Origin of the sequence: Rodentibacter caecimuris (assembly GCF_001019715.1) — a bacterium.
In the GTDB taxonomy this organism is placed as follows: Bacteria; Pseudomonadota; Gammaproteobacteria; order Enterobacterales; family Pasteurellaceae; genus Rodentibacter; species Rodentibacter caecimuris.
In genome coordinates this window covers 700,299-719,591 of sequence record NZ_BBXJ01000001.1, presented here as the reverse complement: position 1 = coordinate 719,591, position 19,293 = coordinate 700,299, and the positions used below count along the sequence as shown (strand labels likewise).

Below are 19,293 nucleotides of genomic sequence, written 5' to 3'. Positions count from 1 at the left end.
AGGAATAGAAAAATAATAGAAAGATGTCACAATGCTGTCAAATTTTATCTCTAGCAAAATATAGAGTATGATTAGACGCTTAGTTTATTTTAGGATCTCGTATGAAATATCTTATCCCCCTTATCTTTTGCAGTCCTTTGTTCGCTTTGGCAAACAACGTAATAACTTCCTCAGCGACTGAATTTAACCGCTTTCAACAGCAAAACAAAAACCGAAATGAAGAATTACAACAGGCGCAGCAGCAACGTTGGGTAGAACAACACCAATATCAACCCAAACAAAAAGAGGAAACCGTTTCCGATTTATCCCAAGTTTGCTTGCCTTATGAGCGTGTGCGCTTTGTCGGTTTCACCTTGATTGATCCAACGACGTTTGCACCAAAGCCGAACGAATGTTTAAACGAAGTGAGATTAAATCAGCTCAGCCAAGACATCACCGCTGCCTATTTACAAAAAGGCTATATTTACAATCCATTCCGATTTGAGAACGACCACAGCGGAACGCTCACCATGCGAGTAACGGAAGGGCGGGTGAGTAAAATATCAGGCGACAGCAAGCGATTAAATTTTTCGACCTTATTACCCAATGTAGAGGGGCAGGCGCTTAATATTAAAGATTTAGACCAAGCCCTTGATCAAGCCAATAAAATGCCGGGGAGTAAAGTGACGGTTGATGTGTTGCCGGCAACAAATGGGGAAATCGAACTCGCTTTTGTTAATGAGGAAAAATCCCGCATTAGTGGATTTATCGGGTTGGATAATTTCGCCTCTCAACGTGCGGGACGTTGGCAGGCAAAAACAGGGGTTCAATTCGATAGTCCGCTCGGTTTATCCGATACCCTCTATGTGAATGCCGCCCACACCTTAAAATCGTTTCATCGAAATTACAGCCGCTCCCTCTCATTTTTTCATACCATCCCTTACGGCTATTGGACATTCAGCAGTTTTGGTTCTTTTTCGTCCTTTAAATCCGATGTACCGTTACAATATCTTAAAGCACAACAAAACGGAAAAAACTGGCAAATTGCGTTCCGCACAGATTACACGTTCCAACGGGATTCAAATTCTATCTCTTCTCTCTACGTCCAACTTGAGCGAAGCAAAAACAGAAGTTATTTTCAAGACAGTCTGATTCTATTACAAAGCCCAACGCTGACGACAGCCCAATTTGGTATCAATCATCTACAACTCTTTCCGAACGGTTCATTAATTGCTGATTTTAGTTACGAACGGGGATTAAAATGGTGGAATGCCACGCCAAGTCAAGGACGGGATCAACCTGAAGGGCAATTCAACCTATGGCGTTCGGATTTACAGCTCCACTATTATCACCAAGTAAAATCGCAAATTATTCACCAATCCGCACGCCTAATCGGACAATACAGTAAAAATTATTTACCTGCCATTAAACAAGCGGATCTATTAGGGCGATATTCCGTGCGGGGCTTTAATGATCTTTTTCAATCTGCGGAAAAAAATCTCGTGTTACAAAATAACATAGGGTGGCTATACCGATACAATCAATGGCAACTGGAACCTTACCTTGGTGTGGATTTCGGCATACAAAAAACCACTGCCAGCGATGCGAAAAGCCAAAAAGCCTTCGGATATGCCGTCGGTATCAAAGCTACTCACCCACATTGGCAAATGCAACTGGAATGGGCGACTGGACGGCTGTTTCAAGCAGATAAAATTCAGCAAGAGCGTAGTGTTAATGCAAATATCAGCTATATTTTCTAAGCAGTTGTAAAAAGGTCGGCAAGCCGACCTTTTATTCTGACGAAAAGTGCGGTCTAAAAAATCATTGATTCTTAATAAGTGAACCCGTTCCCTATTTAATCAATGTTAAGTAGGGAATAGCGTTATCACTTCACCGATTAAGGCATTTTTCTTGAAGTCGTTTAATCATGTCGCTTTAACCGACCGGCTATTGCTCTTTAAGACCGTTAGTTTTCGTAGTGATAAGCTTTAGCCGCACGGTTTTTAGTTGCGCTAAGTCAGCTCTCTATTCAATTCGCCTGCTAACTATTACTTTCCGTAGTAATTTATTTTCTTTCCAATCCTAGTTAATAATGAGCGATAAATTTCTTCCGAAATTTTGACCGCACTTTCCTGTGCGTCGCTAAATCTGTCGGTATAAAAACCGTGGCTAACCACGAATCTTAGCGCATTTCTGGTACTCAAATTAATATGAAACATATTCCTTAAAAGCAAGCAATAGCTCTGTACAGAGGTTAAATAAGCCAGTAAATGAAAACCATGATCAAAACAAAAAAATTGGCTAAGTTTCCTTAGCCAATTTTCGTTCTTTAGAAAATAATGATTATCTGCGTCTTCTGGCTTTCATCATATTGAGAAGCTGTTCTTTCTTTTTGGTGGTTAAAACAACATTGGTTTTCACCACCTTGTCTTTGACTACTTGAGGTTTCTCCTGATTAATCCCGCCTTGTTTTATTGTTTCGGTTTTGGTGGAATCTACTTTCACATTCACATCGGCTTTCACGCCTGCGATTGTGCCGTTATCCCAATCCTTCTTAACACTTTCAGTCCATTTATCCGCCGGATATGGAGTAAATTTACCACTACCGTTCGCAGAAAGATGAACGCTGGTTTCATTGATTTTATCAGTAACCGGAGTAGTGGTAATGCTACCTGTAAGATTGTTATTCATATTTTCCGCATTAATGCTACTGCCGTTAAAATGGGCATTATTACCGGAGATTGTGGCATTTTGAACATTCAAATCAGTTGTCGTGTGAGTTTCATTACGCACCACATCAACATTTAATTTTCCCGAGCCTTCTGCCGGCGTCCATTTATTCTCGCTAATGCCACCACTCAGTGATAAACCGACATCCACTCCAGTTTTGTTCACATTGTTTTTCGCCGCATTTAAGATCACATCACCTTTGCCACTATTGAGGTTAAGGTCGGTGCTGTTTGAGCTTACACCGGTTAAATTCACACCATTATTAGCTTGAATGTTCACGTTTTGACCGTTGATCGACACACCTTGATGAGTGGTACTGTTTTCGTGTTGTACGTTCACATTGCCGTTAATGCCAAGACTAGAGGTATTTGCACCGACGCTTACTCCGCCACCAACACTTACATTGAGATCCTGTACTTGGCTTTTACCTGGCTGTACGTTGACGATTTCGCCAGTGATCGATACATTATTGCCTGCCACAACATTTGTTCCTTGTAAATTCACACCCTCTTTACCGTGAATACCCACATTGTTGCCACTTTGAACATTATGCGAGACAGCATCTGTACGCTTACCTTTATGCCCATTAGCCGTGAAATTTACATCGACAGATGGTACTGCTGCACCAGCAGCTGGAACGACAATCGCACCAACACCAACATTAAGGGTAAAACCCCCTCCTTTATGGCTACTAGTATTTTGCGATTGAGTAAAGTTTGCTTGATCAGCATTGATATTCACATTGTGTGTTGCCGAAATATCCCCCTGGCTGTTTAATGTCCCTGTGGTGATATTAACATTATCCCCCTGTACATTTGCTTTATGAGCTGTTGTTGAATTGCTCTGATCTTTTTGGAAATGAATGCCTGCATTTACCCCAACATTTGCACTTGCAAAATCTTTTGTACTGGCACTAACCCCAATAGTAACCCCCGCATTTAATTTATCATTCTGCTTGGTGTTTTGAGCCGATTGAATATTGTGCGACTGTGAGTTGAGATTTACATCGCCACCACCTTGATATTGTGTCCCTATATCAGTTAGTTGATTGGCATTCACGTTTACATTTTTACCTGCAGTTATAGTCGTACTTTGAGCATTTGTCGCAGAGCTTTGCTCACGACCACCCGAAGCTCCCAATACAAGGCTACCACTTACAACTTTGTTTTTATCAAGGGAGGTCGTTAAGGTTAAGCCAACATCAACATTTTTCTTATTGCTGTTTTCTGTATTTTTTTCCGATTTATGACTCACATTTTGTGCGTTTTCAGCTATATTCTGTCCGGCATTAAGCTGTGAACCGTTATGGTTAATGGCTTGATTTGCATTGATATTCAGATTATTAGCAGCAGATAATTGACTGCCTTGTGCGGAAGTTGTTGAACTATTGGCTTGTGAATGTTGGATTCCTAATGAGAGTTTATTTGTAATACCGCTTTCGGTTACGGTTACCGTATTAGTAATCCCTACATCCGTATTTTTCTTCGTAGAAGTCGCAGAATTATGCTGTGCCTGCGTATTGACATTGTTTGCATTGATATTCAAATCGGTCTTTGTTGCAGACACTTTACTCCCCGCTATATTTACATTATTAGCGGCTAAATTGGTTTCACCACCGCTCACTGACGATACGGTATACGTACCTTCCATCAATGATTTATTATGTTTATAAAAACCGAGAGTGGCGCTAGCTTCGCCTTTAAACTTCAAATTGTCTTTGACATTACTCACTAAATTTTTAGCGAACTCATCACGTTTAACCTTACCCTCAATCACATTGACAAGAAGATCAACGGAAGATTTTACAACGCCTTCTTTATCCAGCGATAATGTTGGTTTTTCCACTTTAGTGGTAAACCCAATACCTGATTGGGTATGATTTTGGGATAAATAGTCTCGGCTGCCTTGAATATTAATATCGCCACCGGCAACAATATCAAGTACGGCACCAGCTTGTATGCGACTACCAATAATATCTACATTTTTATCGGTAACTAATTTCAAATTGGACTGAGAACGTAAAACTGCCCCCTGTTGGGTAGAAACAACCTTATAGCCCTTAGTACGCTCTTTCGTAATATTGAAAATTGTCCCTATACGACCTTGTTCTTGATAAGAGCTGAAGTTTTCTACAGAATCTAATTGCAGGCTCCCTTCATTCGCTTTAACTAACGCATCTTTACCTGCAATGACCCGGCTACCTGAAATATTCACTCCTTTCTTAGCATCAGCTAAAATTGTCCCTTGTACAGTAAAATCCGCTCCGTGCTGCTCTCTATCATTACGGGTAGAAACCAAGGTTTTCGAGCCTGCTAAACCTCCCCAGTATTTTTCTTTATCATCAACATTATGACTATTTTTAACTTCCTCTGACTTGAACTGAAGTTCCCCATTATTTGCAACAACCACATCACCATCAATACGTCCAATTGTTCCTGCAAATTGAATATCTGCCCCACTTGAAATAATCAAATTATCTTTCACATTCAATTCGCTTGCCACATAATTCTGAGTAGCTGCAGATTGTGAACTTTTACCGGTCTTACGTTTAGACGAAATATTTTTAAAGGTTGAAGAATCAGCATAGTAGCTCTGTTCTGTTACTCCTTGGAACGTAATCCCTTTTTCACCGTGTAAAACAAGATTTTTAGCATTAATCTTAGACGCATCACCTGTTAATTTTCCATTTGTTGCAATGAGTTTAAGATTATCCGATACAATTTTTGTGCTGTGAGCCTTTTCAGTCGTACCAAATGAACTTTCGGATATTTTTGCATTTCCTTTTGCACGATCTTCAGATGATATAGTTCTTTCTTTCGTTTTTACCGTGCCTAAATGGGTTTTTCCACCGACTAATACTACATCTTTAGCTTGAATATCTGCACCCTCTAATGTCAAGTGATTAGACGCAACCACAGTCGCAGAATCCGCATTCACATAGGTTTTATCAAACTGTTGAGTGTCTTTACGTAATTTACCTTTACCGACAAGCCGATCCTTATCACTAATATTTTTAGAGGAAGAAGCAGTATTGTTAACCATCTTCCCATTTAATTTCACATTACCGCCAGTTACTGTCACTTGCTTCGCGGTTAAGTTGCTACCGGTAACCTCTAAACTAGCACGCTCGTCTGTTGAATGGATACGAATACGCCCCGCTTGAATACTACCTGCGACTGTGCCGTCTAATACTTTTTCTTGCTGTGGTAGTACACTAACGGTTAATTGACCATCATCCGCACGTTCAATTTTATTACGACCTTGTAAAATATTAACACTACCGTCTTTAGCCTGAATTTTGCCGGAAATATTCACTGTTGGAGCAATTAAATCAATATTTGATGCACCAGATATTTCACCTTGAGTGGTTAAACGATTTTCGCCATCCACTTGATAGCCGGTTAATTTACCGCTTTCAACCGTTGCTTTACCAACGACTAATGATGCTCTTGGTGTATTAATAAAACCACCGCCATCAACACTGATACCGTTCGGGTTAGCTAATACATAGTCCGCTTTTTGCCCTGCAATTTCCTGTTTACCGGCAATATGTGAAGGATTACGGCTCACCACTTCATTAAGAATAACCGTTGCCGCTTGCCCTCTTAAATTTGGGTTGGCAGAAACCTGACCGGCTAACTGGGTTTGAGCATTTTGCTGAGCATTATTTAAAACTGCACCCGCTTTATCTACGTTATATTTATTATATTGGTTATGTGACAGCCCCGACTGACTTGGCGTAGCAATATTAATAATTTCCACACCTTGTTGACGGGCAACTTGAGTATTACCATTAGCGGATTGAATATCAGCGTAGCTGAACGGAGTTACATAGCATAGAGATAATGCAATTGTAATTTTGGAAGGAGACATTTTCTTCATAATATATCCAAAAAATAAGGGGAACTTGAATCGACAAACACTATTAGTGATATTTGCCACCGGAAGCTAAATCACGACAATTTATGATGTGATTGTGCCTATTTTTAACAAAACCAAACCATCATTTGGTACACCGCGTATGTTATATCACCTCCACATTAAAATTTGGTGACATGTTTCAATAAAAATGTAAATTTTGTGATGAGTATCACAAAATTTAATGTAATTAAATTCGAATTCTATTGCCTTTGGTACTGAATCAAAATAATAAGATAGTTTAAGAAAATACATTTGATCGAGAAAAAGCCGGCTATCCGCTACACGGCACACGAATTTAAATTTATTTGATTCTAGAGTGAAAGGGGAACATAGATCAATGTCGTTCATCAGTTGAATTATACGGCGGATACAGTGAAATAAAGGCATTATTAATTAGGTGATGTGAGGAAAATTTGTTACCTATTTTGTAACGATAAGCGAATAATGCGTATTTTATCCCCATCAATACCAAAATCATTGTCATTAACTAAAATCCATTCTTGAGGTGAAATAATCGCTAATCCTTCGATTTTAGTTGGAAACTTGTCTAAATCATCTGTGTTGACTATTAATTCTTTATTTACGGCTTTTTCAGTTGTGTTAGGTTTAAGTTTAATTTTGTAAAATTTAGTCGTTTTACTAATCCGTTCTAAAACGATCAGTTCATTATCACCGATGGTGGCTATTTCGCTTATTTTTACATCATTTTGAATACGTGCTTTTTTAGCATTATCTTTGATAAAAGTATCTGGAGTATCCAATTCATATAGCCATTGCCCGTTAATGGTTTGAGATTGAATATCCATAGAATATAGTGTAACGGTTCGTTTTTCGGGATCATAAGGACTTTGTAACATAAAAAAGAGTGTTTTTTCATCTTCGCTTAAGGCTAGGGCTTCAAAACCTCGGTTAAGTTGGCGGTTTCTCAATTCTGCCGGTAAGTTCTCTGTTACGGTATAATCTGCGCCGTTTAATTCAGATTTCACACCCTTAGGCACAAAACGATTCTTAATCCCCCCATTTTGATCCGCATAAATAATACTCGGGCCATATTCATCGGCAAGGTAAAATTCACCGCTTTGTGTGACAACTAATGCTTCGGTATCAAAACCGTTTACCTCATCCTTGAGTAAGTTTTTATTAATATCATACGCCGTTTCGGTATTCGGATTGGATATACCCGAGGCAAGTTTTCCTGATTGTGTTCTGAGCGGTATTTTATCTAAAATCTTTGCGGAAGATTGGTTATTTTCAGACAGTTGTAGGCGGTAAATAGTGGGGGCAAAATTAGGAACAGGAAAAACTTTACCTTTAGCACAATATGATAAGCCTAAAATTTTAGGGCTATCGCCACAATCAATATTAGGTCCTCGATCCGTCACCGTATAAAAAACATCGGCTGGATCGCTCCGGCGATGAAATGCCCCACTTCCGATTCCGACCGATAAGTTTAATGTTTTTTCTGGTGTGGTTATTGTACCGAGTGCTTCATGAAATGATGAACTACTATAAGTATGCGCCATCGCGATACTTGGTATAAAAACAAATAAAGCCAATTTTTTCATATTTTTCCTCAACGGATTTAGCGATTATCGGCAGTATTTTATTGTTCTTTGATGTCAAAAAGATGACATCGCTTTACTCATACTTCACCCGTAGGCCTTTTCCATCAGTTTTGCAAAAATTTAGTGAAATTTGACCGCTCTTTTCTGTTTTAACAGTTATCACATCAAGTCACGTAACCCGGAAAAGTGCGGTCAAAATTCCTTGATTTTTTGGTTAATTCTCAGTGCTAACCATGGAGGGAGGATTAAGATGATCCCCGAAAGTTATCTTTTGGGGATCTTTTATAAATTAGTGTTATATCACGATTGTTGATGGCTAATTTATTTAGACTTATTATTTCTTCTTTCTAAACGTAGCACACCTAGGTGGGTCATATAACAGCAAAAAATACAACCGCATACTGCAAACAGAAGTAAATAAAAGCCTGCATTCCAGCCAAAACGTTCGGCGAGAATACCAAACAATGCAGTGCCGGAGAAACTTCCGAGAATATAGCTGAGTAATCCTCTTAAACCCGTTGCGGAACCCGCAGCAAATGAAGGCACAAGTTCAATGGTTTGCAAAGAAGAAAGGAACATTGGTACATAGATTAAGCACCCGATAACACCTGCACCGATAGTAACGGTGAGCAAATCTTGCCCTCCCCAGTACGCAAACATCGCTATACCGACCCCAAGCAGTGTTATGATTGCTAATGGCATACGGCGACCTTTAAAGTAGGTATCCGTCAACCAACCTGCTAACAGGGTAGAGGGGATGGCAGCCCATTCAAAGATAGCAAAAGCGGTTGCCATTTGCCCCTTAGAAAAGCCTTTAGTTTCCAGTAAATACAGAGGAAGCCAAGTTAATACCCCGAAACGGATCATATAGGTGAATACATCAATAAAAGAAACAAACCAAACGTTAATGTCTTTAACGATATAATCTCTAAAAATTTCCCATGTGGTTAAATTGACATTTTCTTCTTTGGTGACAACCAATTCTTCTTGTTCTGTTCCCAGAATTTTACTGGTAGGCGGTAAACCTTCGTTATAGGTTCGACCCGTGCCGAAAATATAGAAAATAATCGCAACCACAGTAGCTATGGCAGTAGGCACGATAAAATGTGCCGCTTGCCAATGTTCCTGTCCTAACCAGGCAATACTTGCACCCGCTATCGGTGCAACCAAGCCACCTCCCACATTATGAGAAATATTGAATGCCGCCGTTGTAACGCCACGGGACTTTCGAGGGAACCAACTGGCTAGTACAACATAAGCAGGCCCGGCTCCCATTCCTTGAAAAATACCATTCAAAATACATAAAAATAAGAATACCCAAAATGATGCACTAAATCCCATCATTAGGTTTACGACTGCTGACATCATTAAGCCGAAAATCATAAAATGTTTTGGATTGGATTTGTCGGCAAAAGCAGACATAAATCCTTTACTCAATCCGTACACAATCAGCATTGTGCCGGAAATAAAACCAATATCTTTTTTGCTAAAGCCAAATTCACTGATTAGTTCTGGTGACGAAAGTAAAAAATTATTGCGTAAAATATAGTAGGCGGCATAGCCTATAAAAATCCCAAACAATGCGTGCCATCTCAGACGGTTGTAACGTTCTCTGATTTCACTGTCGGGAATGGGTTTACCCGGTTTAGATGCTAAAAAAGAAAGCATAGAAATTCCTCTTATTTAAATGATGAAAAAAGAATGTTTCTTACTTTGTAGTAATTATTTGGTATGTTAGCCTGATTAAAACGATGGGTAAAATCAGTGAAAAATGTACAAAAATGACCGATCTTTTATTTTTTCCGTGTCAAAAATGACCCATAACTTATTAAGCTGAAGAAAGTGATTTGTTGAATATCGAAATTGAGTTAATTTCACGCCATAATGAAAAATAATTAGAAAAAAGAAAATTTAAAATTTGTGATTTAGATCACAAAATAGAGACGAACTGTGTGATGAAATTTTTACTTTTTATTTTGCTGTCTTGGATTAGTCCGTTGTTATTAGCCAATGAAATTGTGATAGCGACGACCTTTTCTCCGGAAACGACCGAACATATCATTAAACAATGGCAAAATAGTTTTCCCAACCAAGAAGTCCGTTTGATTAATCGAACATCAAATTCACTTAAGCGTTTATTAGTCCAACCGGATATAGAAAAAGTCGATTTAGTGTTGAGTTCTTCTCCTTTTCTGTTTCAAGATTTACAGGAAAAGGGATTATTGTTGGAATTGCCGAAAACTTATCAAAATGCACTTGTACCCTCTCAACTAAAATCAACGACAACGGCGATTGCTTTTTCCGGTTACGGCATTTTATTCAACCGAAATTTACTTAAACAACGCCATTTAGCCGAGCCTACTGATTGGAACAGTCTCTCTGATTCGGCTTATTTTAATAGTTTGCTAATCAGTTCTCCTTCTCGCTCGGGCAGCACCCACATTATGTTGGAAATGCTTTTACAACAAAAAGGGTGGGGTAGCGGATGGCAAGAAATTTTAACGCTATCAGGTAATCTATCCTTGATTTCTTCCCGTAGTTTTAATGTGGCAGAAAAAATTAAACTAGGCTTAGCAATCGCTGGCATTAGTATTGATAGTTATGCGAATAATCTAAATAGTGATCCTGATTTTGGTTTTGTTTATTTTCCTCATTCTATTGCTTCACCGGCATTTATTTCCGTATATAAAAATAACCAAAATCCGAAACAGGCTCTTGAATTTATTCAATTTTTGTTAAGTGCGGAAGGGCAGGAGGTTGTTACTTCTCCAAATATTGCAAAATTTCCACTTAAACCTTCTGCGCCGAGTAACCAGCAATACAAACAACAGCAAAAATTGTTGACGCAGACACCGATTGATTACGAGATTTTGTTATTAAGACAACATTTAATCGAGAAATTATTTGATAATGCAATCACATTTCGTCTCAATCAGTTTAAAGATGTGTGGGCGTTAATTTATCAACAAGAGCAAAAAACAGCTCGCAAATTGACCGCACTTCGTCATCAATTAACTTTAGTTCCGGTGAGTGAACAGCAAGCGATAGATCCTATTTATTTGGAAAAAATTAAAAATGACCGATATTTTTTGTTGGAGCAAGAGAAGCAATGGACGGACTTTTTCCAACAACGGATTAATACGGTACTTGCACAATTAGAGGACATAAAATGAAACAGGGAAAAATAACCCAACATTTGAAAAGAGCCTCAATGATCGGATTAATATTGACCTTGTTTATTGGTATTGTGAGTTTATCTGCTTGGTATATTCAGTATCGGCAAGTGAATTATATTATTGAAGATTATTTTCCAAAAACCAATGCCGCCCTAAAATTGGAGGATAAGTTTAATGTTTTTTTTAATGATCTGGAACGTTTTTACTATTTACAAAATAATTTGAACCGGCAGGTTATGTTTAAAAATCTTAAACATCAGCTAAATGAAATTGAAACATTATCTTCTTTGTTATTTGAACAGAAAAAAAGATCAACGATTAAGCAATACTTAAATGATTTAATTCAACTCACTACCCAAATTGATAATAATTTATCTAATAATTTTTTGATTTTACAGCAAAAACAAACATTATTAACGAAGATTCAATGGCTAAATGATGATTTTAATAATGAAATTATTTCTCAAATTCAAGAATTAAACTGGCAGAATAATTATTTTTTGAAACATTCTTCTTTGCTTAATGAGAAAAACCAAGCTAAATCAGAGAATGAGTTATTTTATTTATATCAATTAGCAGATAAAGAAGAGCAAATTAGAACCGAGTTAGTACAATTTTTATATAACTTATATCCTAATCAAACTACAATTTTGCAGGATTATGCTTATTTAAAGCAACTAATTACAGCATTAATTCAAGCCCCTTCCCACATGATCAAGAATCCAAGTATTGTGCCATTGCAACAGATGTTTAATGATTTATATCAAATGATTGAACCTCATCATGAATTAGATAATCTTGTTCAGGAAATCACTCATTATCAAACTGAATTAAAAAATATTCAATCTCAGAAAAATGATATCGTTGCAAAAACTCAAGAAATGATAAAGCAAGAATTAAATGAAACCAGAGGAAGTTTTACCCGACTAAATGAGAATTTAAAACAACAGACAAAAATAAGTGGAGTAATTATTATTTCTTCATTGCTTATTTTTCTTATTCTAATTGCTTTATTTAATCAATATTATGTTAAGCGCCGTTTAAGTTACCGTTTTTCACAACTCATTTATGCTATCGAAAACCTTAATCTGGGTAGAATAAATCAACCGATCAATGTCAGTGGAAAAGATGAGCTGACAGAAATTGGTTTATTATTAAATAATCATATTCAAATTTTGCAAGAACGAGAAAAAATTGAAAAAGATTTACAGGAAACCCAAAATGAATTGCTCCAAGCGGCTAAAATGGCGGTTGTCGGGCAAACAATGACGACACTTGCTCATGAAATTAATCAACCTTTGAATGCCATATCAATTTATCTTTTTACGCTAAAAAAACGTCTTGAACAGCAAAAAGATAAGCAAAGTTATCTTGATATTGAAAAGATAGAAAAATTAATAGAGCGCATCGCTAATATTATTAAAGCATTACGTCAATTTGCTAAAAATGAAATTTCATCGACACCCCATCAAGTGGTTTCCCTTAAACAAAGTTTGACTGAAGCATGGAATGTATTAGAACTCCGTCATAAACCTCTCAATGCCGAGCTGCAGATTAAAGGGGATGTTTGCTTGCTTGTAAATCCAATTTTGTTGGAACAGGTTTTCGTTAATATCCTCTCAAATGCTCTGGAGGTGGGTCAAGCTATACCTATTATTCAAGTTGATGTAGTCTGCTATCAAGACAAAACTTGTGTTTTTATTGAAGACAATGGTAGTGGCTGGCAAACGGATAATGCTGATAAATTATTACAACCTTTTTTCACCACTAAAAGTGTCGGATTAGGATTAGGTTTAACAATTTGCCAGCGTATTATGCAACAATTTGGGGGGAAATTGGCGATTGCTTCCAGCTTTTCTAAAAGTGCGGTTGTTATTTTAGAATTTTTACATAGTGGGGAAGAAAAATGTTAGATCAAGAAACGGTGTTACTGATTGATGACGATAATGATGTATTGACTGCCTACCAATCACTATTAAATGCAGAGGGATATCGAATTAAGGCGATCAATAATCCGTTAGATGCACTGGAGATCATACCTGAAAATTGGAAAGGTGTCGTGGTGAGCGATATTTATATGCCACAACTGTCAGGCTGGGAACTCTTGAGCCGTTTACATCAAAGGGATAAACATCTTCCGGTGATTTTCATCACCGGACACGGTGATGTGCCAATGGCCATTGAAGCCATGCAACAAGGGGCGTTTTATTTTATTGAAAAACCCATCAAACCGGAAAAATTATTAATACAGCTTGAACAAGCGTTGAGCCAACGACAACACCAACTCGCGATTAAAAATGCCCAGCAAGAAGCATTAGAAACCGGTTTTATCGGACAGAGCCATTGGATTAAACAATTTCGCCAACGTTTACAACAACTCGGGGAAACCTCATTACCGATTTTTATTTTTGGTGAGGTTGGCACAGGGCGAACTCTAGCCGCCCAACATCTTGCCCGCTTTTCGGCAGACCGATTTTCGCCTCAACATAGCCTAGAATTGCTTGCCCCCTGTGATATTGAAGCATTACAGCCCCATCTTGAACAAGCCAAACAGGGGCTGTTACAGCTTAAAAATATAGAATATCTCTCACAAGCGGCACAGAAAAGGCTGGCATTATCAATTCAGCAACAGCATTTTCGTTTTATTGGAATTAGTCAATATTCACCATACCAATTATTGACAGAATTTAATCTTTTACCGGAGCTTTTTTATGCGTTTAATTTAACGCAAATAGAATGTTTGCCGCTTTCTCATCGAACTTCTGATATCGAGCCGATTTTCCGCCATTATTTAGCCCAAACCTGTCAAAAATTAAATAAAAAGAAACCGCTTGTGAGTGAAAATTTTATTAAGCAGCTACTCTCCCAACAGTGGCTTGGCAATATCACCCAATTAATTCACACAGCCGAACTTTATGCAGTCGGTGTTACCGTCCAAAATGATCGTTTCTCGTTGATGCAGGAACAAAGTGAACTATCGCTTGATCATCTTATTGATGAGTATGAAAAGCAGATCATTATAGAGGTGTTAGATCGCTTTCAAGGAAGAATTAATGACGCGGCAAATTATCTACAAATTCCCCGTAAGAAATTGTATTTACGAATGAAAAAATATGCCTTGAATAAAGCGGATTATAAAGAGTTGTTTTAACTTTTTTATAGGTGAGAGTGGTTGAGCGTAGTACAAAGTAGCAATGTGATAATAAATATATCTGGTATTGTGTACCAACCAAGTCACTTTGGTATAGTAAAATGTCTGGAAGTCTTATAGAAATATTTAGTGTTTAGAGGCAACATGAATAGTATATTAGGTTAGATAATATTTCCTCGAAGTTTTCTCTGTCGATTGTTCTATTTAGAAATATATAAAGCCGAATTATATTGATGCTATTTTATACGCCTTAAATAAGGACGTTTATGACAAGTCAATCTGGCTACTGTTATACCCTCAATACAATTTTGATGTAGTTAGTTTTCATTTAACTTAAGGGTTTTACGAATCGTTTAAATTAGAATTGATGTTATTAAGTTTTGACCCGAATATTCTGTTTTCGGTATTGATGGTAAATAGGTGATCCTCACTTTTAGGGCAATGACCGTGCCGAATAAGTTAGTTATAACGAAACCGTCCCCCAAGCCCGCACTATCAGTCGAGACCAAATCCAAAATATTGGATGCAATCACATTACTAAAGTGGAATAAAGCAACATACTCAAGGCTATAAACTGATATGTGAATGTCCATGGTGACACCATCACCACGTTGGTAATGATCTCAACACCGAAGTAGTGTAAACGGCATCTGGTATATTGGCTAGTTGTTTGAGCAGATTTTTTGAACAATTTGATTTGTAAGGTTATGAAACAGTAAGAATCAGTGGGCAGAGTGGTTTAATAATCATTAACTGAGAGGGGATGGAGTTGGTGGGGAATGTGTATATTGAGGAGGGACTTTGCAAGTAAAATGCAGCTAGTGGAAAACGTTACGTGTTCTGAAATGGAAAATCATACGATAAATTTTCCTATAATGCAGATTCACTTTTTCTTATCGCCTAATTCAATAGGACCATTAGTGGGAACCTATACGATATATGCTGATAGAAAATAAATTAGCAAAGATATTACTGATGATAAAGGGGAAATTGAAAATAATATGAAGTTAAATTTATTAATCGTACTTATTATGAAATTTTAATGAGTTAAGGATTTGAAGTGAATTCTGAAAAAGATGAAGTAGTGAACCAAGGTATTTACTTAGATTTAGGAAAACATAAATACTGCTTTGGAAAAATCTAAAAATTACGTAACGTTAATTGGAAAACTGATATAAGAAAAGGTAATTGTATGATTAGACACCAAAAAATAAGGGGTTGCCCTAGATAACTTGGCTAATCTATTCTTCACTAGATGTTTTAAAATGGAAATCAGAGATTTTTTATATCTCTGTGATTGCAACTTGCATTCCCTTAAACAGAGCTTAAAATGCGCTGCACTTTAGAATACCCTTAAACTTGTACAAATGACCTTATTTGGTTCCAAAAATTCTCAATTTCGTTTATGTGCTCATGATTTTCAGTAAAATGTGTGTTGCGATGAGTGCAAAATCGGCTAAATTCATCATCAAGGAGATCATAACTACGATAGATATCGGTACAAGTCTGACTCTAGCTTCTCTCTAATAATCGGGAGCAATGTTGATTGTGTATTCGGTACAGCAACGGTATAAATCTTACCATTAAGTTTGGGAAAACCAAATACTGCGGCTTTGCCCCATGCATAATACCGCCTTTACTTTGAGCGTCATTGGAATAGCTTTCATCGGCTTTAATTTCACCATAAAGCACTCTATTTAGACAACAAGCTATTGCAAATAGGGTAACTAAAATTGTAAATAATGACCTAAATGATAGAATATCTAGTACAGTAAGATTTTAAATAGTATAAACTAATGCTCCTAGAGGATATATAAGAGTTATTTTAATGTTTTTTAATTTATTACCTCTCAGGTTTCTAATGAATGCGAGAAACGAACGATTAATTCTAGGCAACCTTGTACAATCCAACCGATTCCAGCGGCAAAAATAAGCGTGCCGATACCCACTGTTCCTCCCAGAAAAAAACCGAATAAGCAAACCGATATTTCAATAGCGGTACGGACGAATCCTACTTTTAGGTGGAAGCGTTGACAAATCCCCACCATAAGCCCGTCACGAGGGCCCGCCCCCAAATGGCAAGTGAGATATAATGCTGTGCCTAACCCATAGAGAAAAATCCCGATTATTCCAAAAGCCATGCGTGACAAAAGTGCGGTCGGTTCCGGTAGAATTTTTGTCGTAATGTCTAAGAAAAAAGCAATCATAATAATATTTAGAAGAGTGCCTAGTCCAAAACGTAGTTTTAAAGGTAGCCATGCCAACATTACTACAACGCTGATAAAAAACGATGTCCAACCAATGCTGATTCCACTTTGTAAGGCAATGCCTTGAGAAAGTACTGTCCAAGGCGTGGAACCAAAATTGGACAATACAATTAGCCCGTCGCCGATTCCCAATATTGCTAATGCAAATAACAACACGCAGATCGTTTTACTTTCTATCGACCATAATGAACTTGCCGCCCAGTTTGTATGAGGTATTGCTCGTGCTTTTTTCATAACGTACCTATTTAAGAAGATATGGCTATCATAAAGGGGAATAAGTGAAAGGCAAAACACTTTAATACCATATTATATAGCGGAATTAACTATGTAGATTTTCACTTTTTGTGAAATCTAGGTATTGGTTAATATAGGAATGACATAATACAGCTCTTTTTTAATGGGATGCACTTGAAAATAGGTTAATAACCAACACGCCGGCAATAATTAACCCGATTCCAATTGTTCCAGCCGTATCAATTTTTTGTCCAAAAGCAAAATAGGCAACGACTGCCGTAAGGACAATCCCCACCCCTGACCAAATGGCGTAAACCAAACCAACGGGTAAAGAACGAAAAATAATTGAAACAAAATAAAAAGAAATTGCATAGAGCGTGAGTGAGCCTACGGTAGGAAGAAGTTTGGTAAAACCATCGCTCAGTTTTAATAAATTTGTTGCAGCAATTTCTAAGCAAATGGAAATTGCGAGTAAAATCCAAGGGTTCATTTGTTTATTCCTCATGAAATAAAAAAGAGATGCAATTAGGCATCTCTTTTATTGCATTATCGTAACTGTTTAATTATTAACATTCTTGTTTGCCGTAGGCATCTTGGCGAAGAATGTTACGCACGCCTTCATCAAAATCAGCAAGCACTTGTTCTGCATTTTTCGGATCGGTACCCCGTGCATCCAAATAGAATTTAATTTTCGGTTCGGTACCGGAAGGACGAACGATTAAGCGACCACCGTTTTCAAGTGTGAACACCAGAATATCACTTTGACGATCGGTTTTGGTGTGGTCAATCAATTGTGTCACATTCACACCGCCGATGATACTTGGCGGTGTATTGCGAAGTGCGGTCATTAATTTACCGATTTCGGCAAGATCGCTGACACGAATAGAGATTTGTCCGCTTACATAAGCGCCAAATTCTTGAGTAAATTCATCGGCATAATCCGCCAAGGTTTTACCTTGTTTTTTCAAGTTACGAACAAGATCTAAGAACATAATCGCCGCCGAGATACCGTCTTTATCGCGTACTTTATCTGGATCAACTAAATAACCGAGCGCTTCTTCAAAGCCGAATAATAAGCCCTGTACTTTACCGATATATTTGAAACCGGTTAAGGTTTCTTCCGATTGGAAACTGTACTTTTTGGCAATTTCCGCTAGTGCCGGTGAGGAAACGAGCGAGCAAGCCAATACTCCTTGTTTGCCTTGTGCGTGGTATTGTTTGGCTAAATACCAACCTAAGAAACACCCCACCACATTGCCGTGTAAAGATTTCCAGTTACCTTCCGCATCAGGTACGGCAACGGCTAAACGATCAGCATCAGGGTCGTTTGCGATAATAAATTCTGCATTGTTTTCTTTCGCCACTTTAATTGCAAGATCCAAGGCGCCTTTTTCTTCCGGATTAGGGAAATTAACCGTTGGGAAAGAGCCGTCCGGCCAGACTTGTTCTGCGACAATATGAGGTTGTGGTAAACCCGCTTTGGCTAGCGTTTTGCTTAGGACTTCATAACCCACGCCGTGCATAGCGGTGTACACATAGTTGATGTCGCATTGCGGTTCTTTGGCGAGAGAGGCGGTTTTCGTAATATAAGCCTCCACCACTTCATCATTTAATACCACATAATCATCACTACGCGGTAAATCTTGAATATTGCCGGCTGCGACCTTGTCGATTAATGCGGCAATTTGTTGATCTGCAGGGGAAACGATTTGACCGCCACCGTTGGCCTTACCCAAATAGACTTTATAACCGTTATCTTCAGGTGGGTTGTGACTTGCGGTCACCATCACGCCTGCTGTGGTATCGAAATATTGAATCGCATAAGCTAATACCGGCGTTGGCAGTTTGCGTGGTAACAAATACGCTTTCACGCCGGCGCCCGCCATAATCTCCGCGGTATCGCGTGCAAACACATCTGAATTTTTACGTCCGTCGTAGCCTATCACGATAGAAGGTTGTTTGTCGTAGTCTTTCAAGAAATCCGCTAAACCGCCGGCGGCTTGCGCCACTAAAACACGGTTCATCCCCATTGAACCGGCTTGTAAGGGGCCGCGTAAGCCGGCAGTACCAAATTGCAAACGACCGTCAAAACGAGCCTGTAATTCAGCTTCGGCTTTTACATCGCCTTCTTTTGCCGCTTCTAAAAGTGCGGTTAATTCTGCGCGGGTTTCTGCATCAGGATCCTGGTTTAACCAATTTTGTGCTATATCAAAAAGAGTTGCCATAATTTCACCTTCTTAAGTTAAAAGAAATATTCTCGCTAGACTATC

General features: G+C 38.1%; 10 protein-coding genes and 1 pseudogene. 4 read left to right on the top strand and 7 right to left on the bottom strand.

Annotated features, from left to right (window positions below; genetic code table 11):
- The first annotated feature begins 101 nt into the window (after nt 1-101).
- Nucleotides 102-1,739 (top strand): ShlB/FhaC/HecB family hemolysin secretion/activation protein, encoded by a 1,638-nt coding sequence (locus PNEUHYL_RS03445; RefSeq protein WP_059365872.1) that lies wholly within the window; start codon nt 102-104, stop codon nt 1,737-1,739.
- A 583-nt stretch (nt 1,740-2,322) separates the two neighbouring features.
- Here PNEUHYL_RS03445 and PNEUHYL_RS03440 read toward each other — a convergent pair.
- From PNEUHYL_RS03440 to PNEUHYL_RS03430, 3 genes are all read right to left on the bottom strand, one after another.
- Nucleotides 2,323-6,591 (bottom strand): two-partner secretion domain-containing protein, encoded by a 4,269-nt coding sequence (locus PNEUHYL_RS03440; protein ID WP_059365871.1) that lies wholly within the window; start codon nt 6,589-6,591, stop codon nt 2,323-2,325.
- Between the two features lie 455 nt (nt 6,592-7,046).
- On the bottom strand, nt 7,047-8,195 hold the full coding sequence (locus tag PNEUHYL_RS03435; RefSeq protein WP_059365870.1) for an esterase-like activity of phytase family protein: 1,149 nt from the start codon (nt 8,193-8,195) through the stop codon (nt 7,047-7,049).
- Nucleotides 8,196-8,516: 321 nt separating this feature from the next.
- Nucleotides 8,517-9,863, bottom strand: a complete 1,347-nt coding sequence (locus PNEUHYL_RS03430) for an MFS transporter (protein WP_059365869.1) — start codon at nt 9,861-9,863, stop codon at nt 8,517-8,519.
- Nucleotides 9,864-10,150: 287 nt separating this feature from the next.
- Between PNEUHYL_RS03430 and PNEUHYL_RS03425 the strand changes: the two genes are divergently transcribed.
- The 3 genes from PNEUHYL_RS03425 to PNEUHYL_RS03415 are packed head-to-tail and all read left to right on the top strand — an operon-like array spanning nt 10,151 to nt 14,522.
- Complete coding sequence (locus PNEUHYL_RS03425) at nt 10,151-11,368, top strand: ABC transporter substrate-binding protein (RefSeq protein ID WP_059365868.1); 1,218 nt, start codon at nt 10,151-10,153, stop codon at nt 11,366-11,368.
- 59 nt (nt 11,369-11,427) lie between these two features.
- Complete coding sequence (locus PNEUHYL_RS03420; protein WP_255204486.1) at nt 11,428-13,284, top strand: ATP-binding protein; 1,857 nt, start codon at nt 11,428-11,430, stop codon at nt 13,282-13,284.
- Nucleotides 13,278-14,522 carry a sigma-54-dependent transcriptional regulator gene (locus PNEUHYL_RS03415; RefSeq protein ID WP_059365866.1) on the top strand — a complete coding sequence of 415 codons (1,245 nt, stop codon included), beginning with the start codon at nt 13,278-13,280 and terminating at the stop codon, nt 14,520-14,522. Before PNEUHYL_RS03420 ends, PNEUHYL_RS03415 begins: the two co-directional genes overlap by 7 nt.
- A gap of 1,237 nt (nt 14,523-15,759) precedes the next feature.
- Here the strand turns inward: PNEUHYL_RS03415 and PNEUHYL_RS13670 are convergent.
- The 4 genes and pseudogenes from PNEUHYL_RS13670 to PNEUHYL_RS03400 form a co-directional block, all read right to left on the bottom strand.
- Nucleotides 15,760-16,205, bottom strand: a pseudogene (locus tag PNEUHYL_RS13670) (IS1595 family transposase); the annotation flags it as partial.
- A 167-nt stretch (nt 16,206-16,372) separates the two neighbouring features.
- Nucleotides 16,373-17,023: a membrane protein YczE gene (yczE, locus tag PNEUHYL_RS03410; protein ID WP_059365865.1), complete on the bottom strand. Its 651-nt coding sequence runs from the start codon at nt 17,021-17,023 to the stop codon at nt 16,373-16,375.
- Between the two features lie 160 nt (nt 17,024-17,183).
- On the bottom strand, nt 17,184-17,513 hold the full coding sequence (locus PNEUHYL_RS03405; RefSeq protein WP_059365864.1) for a DMT family transporter: 330 nt from the start codon (nt 17,511-17,513) through the stop codon (nt 17,184-17,186).
- Between the two features lie 76 nt (nt 17,514-17,589).
- Nucleotides 17,590-19,248 carry a phospho-sugar mutase gene (locus PNEUHYL_RS03400; protein WP_059365863.1) on the bottom strand — a complete coding sequence of 553 codons (1,659 nt, stop codon included), beginning with the start codon at nt 19,246-19,248 and terminating at the stop codon, nt 17,590-17,592.
- Nucleotides 19,249-19,293: the final 45 nt, after the last annotated feature.

What these genes read in the sequence shown, in the direction of transcription:
- PNEUHYL_RS03400 (WP_059365863.1), bottom strand. Translation starts at nt 19,248, where the DNA reads ATGGCAACTCTTTTTGATATAGCACAAAATTGGTTAAACCAGGATCCT.
- PNEUHYL_RS03435 (WP_059365870.1), bottom strand. Translation starts at nt 8,195, where the DNA reads ATGAAAAAATTGGCTTTATTTGTTTTTATACCAAGTATCGCGATGGCG.
- PNEUHYL_RS03445 (WP_059365872.1), top strand. Translation starts at nt 102, where the DNA reads ATGAAATATCTTATCCCCCTTATCTTTTGCAGTCCTTTGTTCGCTTTG.
- PNEUHYL_RS03425 (WP_059365868.1), top strand. Translation starts at nt 10,151, where the DNA reads ATGAAATTTTTACTTTTTATTTTGCTGTCTTGGATTAGTCCGTTGTTA.
- PNEUHYL_RS03440 (WP_059365871.1), bottom strand. Translation starts at nt 6,591, where the DNA reads ATGAAGAAAATGTCTCCTTCCAAAATTACAATTGCATTATCTCTATGC.
- PNEUHYL_RS03405 (WP_059365864.1), bottom strand. Translation starts at nt 17,513, where the DNA reads ATGAACCCTTGGATTTTACTCGCAATTTCCATTTGCTTAGAAATTGCT.
- yczE (WP_059365865.1), bottom strand. Translation starts at nt 17,023, where the DNA reads ATGAAAAAAGCACGAGCAATACCTCATACAAACTGGGCGGCAAGTTCA.
- PNEUHYL_RS03415 (WP_059365866.1), top strand. Translation starts at nt 13,278, where the DNA reads ATGTTAGATCAAGAAACGGTGTTACTGATTGATGACGATAATGATGTA.
- PNEUHYL_RS03430 (WP_059365869.1), bottom strand. Translation starts at nt 9,863, where the DNA reads ATGCTTTCTTTTTTAGCATCTAAACCGGGTAAACCCATTCCCGACAGT.